Consider the following 7,621-nt stretch of genomic DNA (forward strand, 5'->3'; position numbering starts at 1 on the left):
TAATGATACTGATAAAGATTATCCGAAAGATCAGGTTTTTCAAGAGCTGTTTGAACAGCAAGTGATAGCCTGCGCAGATCATACGGCAATAGTTTTTGAGAATGTAAAAATGAGCTATGATGAACTAAATAGAAGAGCTAATCAAGTAGCACATTATTTACGGGATAACGGAGTTCATACTAATGACATTGTTAGTATCTTGTCTGAAAGATCCTTGGATATGGTTATTGGTGTACTCGGTATTTTAAAGTCAGGTGCTGCCTATCTACCCATTGATCCTAACTACCCAGCGAACCGAATTAAATATTTCTTAGAAAACAGCCATTCTTCAAAAATCCTGATAAATGACGGTCTCCCTATAACAAATGAGTTTGAGGGAGAAATTATTAGAATAAACGATGCTGATATACTTAGCCAACCTGAGTATAATCCCGAGATCATCAACAGCGTAGACGATCTGGCCTACATGGTTTATACTTCAGGATCAACTGGAAATCCAAAGGGTGTGATGATCCAGCATAAACAATATCTTAATGTTACTTATGCTTGGAGAGAATCTTATAACTTAAGCCAAATTCCGGTGAACCTACTTCAAATGGCGAGTTTTTCTTTTGATGTTTTTGCAGGTGATATGTCAAGAGCTCTATTGAATGGTGGTAAAATGGTCATTTGCCCTGAAGATATTCGGCTCGATCCGGAGAGTTTATACAAGATTCTTGAAACGGAATCAATCAGCCTGTTGGAGGCGACACCTTCACTGGTTATTCCTTTGATGAACTATATTAAGTCAAATGACCTGAATACTACCTTTTTGAAATTGGTGATATTAGGGTCTGACATTTGTAAAGTGGAAGACTTTAAAACTTTGTTAAACAATTTTGGAACATCCATGCGAATAGTTAATTCCTATGGGGTCACAGAAGCAACGATAGATACGAGTTATTACGAAGAAACTGTTGATAATATACCCGACACAGGATATGTCCCTATAGGCAAGCCACTGGGCAATATGGAATTCCTAATCTTAGATAGTGATCTGAATTTATTACCAACAGGAGTAGTAGGGGATCTATATATTGGAGGCAGTGGGGTTGCTAAAGGTTATTTTGGAAGGGAAGACCTAACAATTGAAAGGTTTATTAACAATCCGTTCGACGCAGGTAAATCTCTATATAAGACTGGAGATTTAGGGAGGTGGACGAGCGATGGTAATATGGAGTTTCTGGGTAGGTCGGATGATCAAGTGAAGATACGAGGTTTTAGAATTGAATTAGGTGAGATAGAGAATGCATTATTACAGATCGAGGAAATCAAAGAAGTAATAGTTTCTGTAAGGCAAGAATCTGACGCAAGTAAATATTTGTGTGGCTATTATGTATCGCCAGAAATGATTCAGGAGTCGGATATTATAGAAAAACTAAGAGAAAACTTGCCAGATCATATGATACCTTACTTTTATGTTCATCTCGAAGCGTTTCCTCTTACCCCTAATGGTAAAATTGATAAAAGAAGCCTTCCGGCTCCTAGCATGGAAGGTAAAGCAGACTATATTCCTCCTTCAAACGAAGTCGAATCAATCATTGTAAAAGCGTGGTCCGAGGTACTCTGCAGGTCTGTGGATAAGATTAGCACAAAAGACAATTTTTTCGAAATAGGTGGGGATTCAATGAAAACCATGCAGCTTAAAACCAAGCTAAATCAGTCTTTGGACCGAGCTATATCAATTGCAATGTTTTTCGAATATCCAACGATAGCCTCTTTTGCAGAATATCTAAATTTTGAAAAGGAATTGGAGCAGAGTCAAGAGAAGAGTTTGGAAGTCATAGAGGAGGAATCATTAAATACATTGAATGAAATGCTAAATCTGATGGACAATGATTGAAAAAAAGAATGAAGTCGAATACAGCGGGCTTGAAATAGCGGTCATTGGGATGGATGTTCGATTTCCTGATGCACCCGATTATAACCAGTTTTGGAAAAATTTAAGGGTAGGAAAAGAATCAATAAAGTTTAGCACGCAAGAGGAACTAGAGTCTCTGGGCCTAGGCGGACAAGGGAGAGGGAATTTTGTCAATTGTCAAGGTGCGATATTGGATGATAAAGATTTGTTTGATGCCGACTTTTTCGGATACAACCCAAAGTCTGCTGAGATCCTCAACCCACAAATAAGAATTTTCCATGAGTCCGTCTGGAAGGCTCTGGAAGATGCTGCATGCGCACCATCAAAATTCGATGGAAGAATTGGTTTGTTCGCAGGGGCTGCTCCTAGTACGTTTTGGGAAATTGTCACCGAAATATCTGGTAAATTGGCCGAGATCGGTGATTTCGATGGGGGCCAACTGAATGATAAGGATTCCCTAACTACCTTAGTATCCTATAAGCTTGGTCTAACTGGGCCCAGTTACACGGTTCATACAAATTGTTCCACATCTTTAGTTGCTATTCATTTGGCATGTAGATCTCTATTAATGGGTGAATGCGAAATAGCGGTGGCTGGAGGTGTTGGTATGGCATATCAAACTCTTCCGGGATACACACACCAAGAAGGAATGATTTCTTCAAGAGATGGACATTGTAGAGCGTTTGACGAAGAAGCAAGCGGGACAGTAAACGGAGAAGGGTGCGGAGTAGTTGTATTAAAACCTTTAAAAAAGGCCATAAGAGATAAGGATAACATTCATGCAATTATTAAAGGTAGCGCAATAAATAACGACGGCAATGTAAAGGTCGGTTATACTGCACCAAGTGCGTTTGGACAAATAGCTGTTATCAGGTCGGCTCTTAACTTTAGTAAGATAAAACCAGAGACGGTTACTTACATAGAAACACATGGAACAGGAACTAAATTGGGTGACCCAATCGAGGTTAAAGCACTGAACAAGACGTACTTAACTGATAAGAGAAAGCATATTGGAATTGGTTCTGTAAAAACAAATCTTGGGCATCTTGATACTGCTGCCGGGGTGGCAGGTTTTATTAAGCTTGTTCTTTCTTTAAAGAACAAGCAATTAGTGCCAAGTTTGCATTTCAACCAACCAAACACTGAGATTGACTTTCAAAACTCACCATTTTATGTTAACACCCAACTTAAAGAATGGAAAAACACGGAAGGCCCACTAAGAGGCGCTGTAAGCTCATTTGGTATTGGTGGCACTAATGCTCATATGGTGTTGGAAGAGGCGCCTTACCGTGTGGAATATGAAAACAAAGCTGAACTGCGCCATATCAATTTATCTGCAAAGACAGAAATGGCTTTAGAGGCAATGACCAACAATTTGATCGAATTTCTAGAGAGCAACCAATCAATAAACCTGGATGAACTTTCTTACACGCTTCAAATGGGAAGAGAAAGTTTTTATTATAAAAAGTCAACACTGTGTTCCACAGTTGATGAAGTAGTGAACAACCTCAGAACAAATGAAAATACCAAAACATTCTCAAGCTTAACAGACGACAAAAAGATGGTTTTCATGTTTCCTGGCCAAGGTGCTCAATACTTTGACATGGGCTTGGCCTTATATGAAACTAATAAGTGTTTTGCCGAAATAATTGATAAATGTCTGGGTATCATAAATAAACTTCTTAAAGACGGAACAGATGTTTATGAAATACTATTCAGTACGAGGGGAAGTCAGAATGTGGTTAGAATTAACGAAACAAAATACACTCAACCCTTAATCTTCAGTGTTGAGTATGCTTTGTCTATGACCATTATGGATTTGGGAATCAAACCGAATATGATAATTGGACATAGTATTGGAGAATATGTTGCTGCCTGCATATCAGGAGTATTTACTTTGCATGACGCCTTAAAGCTGGTCGTATTGAGAGGAGAAATGATGCAAAAAATGCCCTCTGGATCTATGTTGGCTGTGGAAATGTCGGAGAAAGATATTGCACCCATCATTGAGGATATTCCAGTTGACATTGCAGCCATTAATGGGCCTGATAGGTGTGTTGTTTCTGGTGAAACAAAAGCAATTGAAAAATTTAATAGTGAACTCTCAAGGAAGGGTTATAAGGCTACCAAATTACATACTTCGCATGCCTTTCATTCCAGGATGATGCGGCCAATAGTTCAAGACTTCAAACGGCTGGTGCAAACTGTTTCAAGAAGTAGCCCTGAAATACCTTTTATATCTAATGTTAGTGGTATTTGGATTACCAAAGATCAAGCTTTGTCTGTAGATTATTGGTGTGATCATTTACTGAATCCTGTACGCTTCAACGATGGTTTGGAGCTTCTTTTTCAAACAGAAAAAGCCGTTTTTATTGAAGTGGGTCCTGGCCTAACTTTGAGCTCCTTAGTAAAGCCTCATGATAATAGGAAAAATAATCATCAGGTGATAAATCTAATGCGACATCCAAAGGAACAAGTAAATGACAAAACTCACTTGCTGAATAAAATAGGCGAGCTATGGCTGTATGGGGTTAACTTAGACTGGGAAAAGCATTATGACGGACTAAAGCCAAATAGAATTTCACTTCCGACTTATCCATTTCAAAGGAAAAGATATTGGATAGATGTAGATCCTTATCAAATGTTTGCCGACCAAGCCGAAACTCAACGGCTGCCACCAAAAAATTGGTTTAACTATGCTTCTTGGAAGCAGAATGTTCTTACCGGCGTACCTCTTGAAGGTAATGTGGTGTGGATAATTTTCGAAAATGAAGATCTAATTTCGAAACAAATATCGGGGTTGATTGATACAAAAAATAACTCATCAATTAAAATCCGTAAGGGTAAGAACTTCGAAGTCACTTCTGATAAGGAAATATCTATGGATCCCAATGATAGTTATCAATGGGAAATGCTCTTTAATCAGATAAAGGTTGAAGAAGATCAATATGTAAGCATAGTATATTCATGGTCATTGGTTCAGTCAGCTGATGATAATATTGAACCCAGCAATGGATACGAGGACTACTTCAATATTCTAAATCTATGCAAGTCTATCAACCATTTAGACACTAATAAGCACATACTCTTCAATGTGCTCACTAACAGTATATTTTATGTTCTGGGGGATGAGAATCTCAATAGGGAACGTTTTATCCTATCATCAGCTATTAAAACCATTCAGCAAGAATTTCCTAGTTTACATTGTAAACTAATAGACTTAAATGCTAGTACGTCTTTATCTAATGTTACCTTATCCAATGTTAAGGCTGAGATTACCAGCATGTCTAATGATAAGCTAGTAGCTATTCGCAATAGCTTTAGGTGGACAGCACAATATGAAAAACTTGAAATAAAAGATGATGCACCATCTTTATTAAAGAATAGAGGGGTATATCTAATTACAGGGGGCACTGGTAAGGTTGGTATGACATATGCTAAGTTTCTGATAAAGACTTACAACGCAACCGTTATCATTTGGGGAAGGAAAAAACTACCACAGAAGTCTGAGTGGGAAAAAACCGTTCAGTCAAAAGAAAGTCGATGGGAGCTAATTAAGCAGTTTTTGGAGTTAGATAGGCTCGAGGGAGAACTTATTTATCAGCAGGTAGATGTGATTGTCGAAGACAAAGTCGAAGAGGCTATAAGTTCAATATATAAGCAACAAGGTAAGCTTAATGGAATAATTCATGCAGCTGCGGTATCAAACGATGCTACCTCAGAAATACCCATAACATCTATAACCAAAGAGAATTGTGTGCAGCAGCTAGAGCCTAAGGTCAAAGGACTACTATCAATTAGTAAAGCAATTGAAAATAGAGACCCTGACTTTGTAATGGTAACTTCCTCTCTGGCTTCAATACTTGGAGGAATCGGATTCTATGGATATGCAGGAGCCAATGCTATGCTGGATGCCTATGTATCCTCTGAGAATAACAACGGAAATGTTACTAGATGGTTAAGTATAAACTGGGATGGATGGAGCGAAGAAACCGGAGATACGCTAATTTATGAAAGAGAGGCGCTAGAGGCGCTTAATTCTCTTTTTAGGAAAACCGGAGTAAATCAAATCATTGTTTCATTAACAAGTCTTAGTTCACGAGTGAAAAAATGGGTGGATATGGACTTGTCACTTAAAGAGGAAGTAAAAGGTCAAGAGACCGAAATTTCGAAGGATCGTCCCACATTGATGACTCCGTTTGTACAAGCCTCTACAAGTATAGAAAAACGAATGGTGGAGTTATGGAGAGGCTCATTAGGTTATAGTGAGATAGGCGTTAACGATGATTTCTTCGAATTAGGAGGAGACTCACTAAAAATGATTCACCTTATAGCTAAAATTCAAAAGAGGTTTTCTGTAGCCGTTCCTATTGATACATTTTATAACAAACCAACGATAAAGGCTATTGCTGATTATTTGAATCAAGCAAAAAAAAGCGACTATAAGGCTATTCCTAGAGCCGAAAAGAAAGAATACTACCGATTATCTTCGGCTCAAAAAAAGCAATTCATTTTGCAAGAAATGAATAAAGAGAGTATTGGATATAATGAAACTCAGGTTTTTCAAGTCCACGGGGAAATTGATATTGAAAAGATCGAATCTGCCATAAATCAAATCATAAAAAGACATGAAATTCTCAGGTCGTCAATTTCTATGCTTGGGGATGAACCAGTGCAAAAAATACTCGATCATAGCACCTTTAACTTATCTCAGAAAGAGGTCAAATGGGCGGATGTTGAAGAAAACATTAATGAGGCGATTAAACCATTTGACTTGGCAAAACCACCCTTTTTACGTGTGTTTATATTTAGAATAAGTGATAAGGATGGGCTAAATATAATGGTAATTGATATGCACCACCTTATTACAGATGAATACGCCTTCAGCAATTTTGTTAACGAACTTCAGTTACTGTATTCAAAGAAGAAGTTAGACGATCTTGAAATCCAGTATAAAGATTATTCCGAATGGCAACTAAGTGGTAAGCAACAAGAAGTACAATTGCAACAAAAAGAATATTGGCTCGATTCTTTAAAGGGTAAACTCAGAGCGCTTGATCTACCATATGACTTTATGAGACCAAAGCTTAAAACTTTTGAGGGTCGAAGGGTGGATTATAGCATTGGTGCAGAATTATCTGAAAAATTACTCAAACTATGTGAAGAAAATAAGGTCACCCTATACATGAGTATGTTGTCTATTTATTCTGTATTCTTATCAAAACTTACGGGGGAAGAAGATATAATTATTGGTACCCCAACATCTGGCAGACATAAGTTAGAGACACAATCATTGATTGGAATGTTCGTCAATACTTTGGCGATCCGAGTTTTCCCTGTAAGGAGCATGATATTTACAGAATACCTGTCTCATGTAAAGCAGGTGGTTTTAAAATCTTTTGAGAATCAAGACTATCCTTACGAGGCGTTAGTAAAGGACTTGTCAATTATCAAAGACCCTGGAAGAAACCCATTATTCGATGTATGGTTTGTTTTGCAAAACGTGAAGTCTGAGGAGGTAGAGTTTAAGGGCTTAGAATTTTCTAGTTACGATTATGAGTTCTCCACGTCAAAATGGGATTTTACTTTACAGGTCAGCGATAACAAAGGAGAGATCGGATTGATGGTTGAATATAATAAAGCTTTATTTAAACCTGATACAATCGAGAAGTTTCTGGGGTATCTTCATAGGATAATTGAACAAGTATTATCTAATAAGTG

The 7,621-nt window shown here is 37.8% G+C and carries 2 protein-coding genes; both read left to right on the plus strand.

Annotated elements, in window-relative coordinates:
• Positions 1-1,882 (plus strand): non-ribosomal peptide synthetase (locus tag E1163_RS14170; RefSeq protein ID WP_155172904.1); only part of this gene is annotated, 1,882 nt, incomplete at its 5' end.
• Positions 1,875-7,621, plus strand: a 5,747-nt coding sequence (locus E1163_RS14175; protein ID WP_155172906.1) for a type I polyketide synthase, incomplete at its 3' end; no start/stop codon positions are given. The genes E1163_RS14170 and E1163_RS14175, both read left to right, overlap by 8 nt.

Source organism: Fulvivirga kasyanovii (assembly GCF_009711405.1).
GTDB lineage: Bacteria > Bacteroidota > Bacteroidia > Cytophagales > Cyclobacteriaceae > Fulvivirga > Fulvivirga kasyanovii.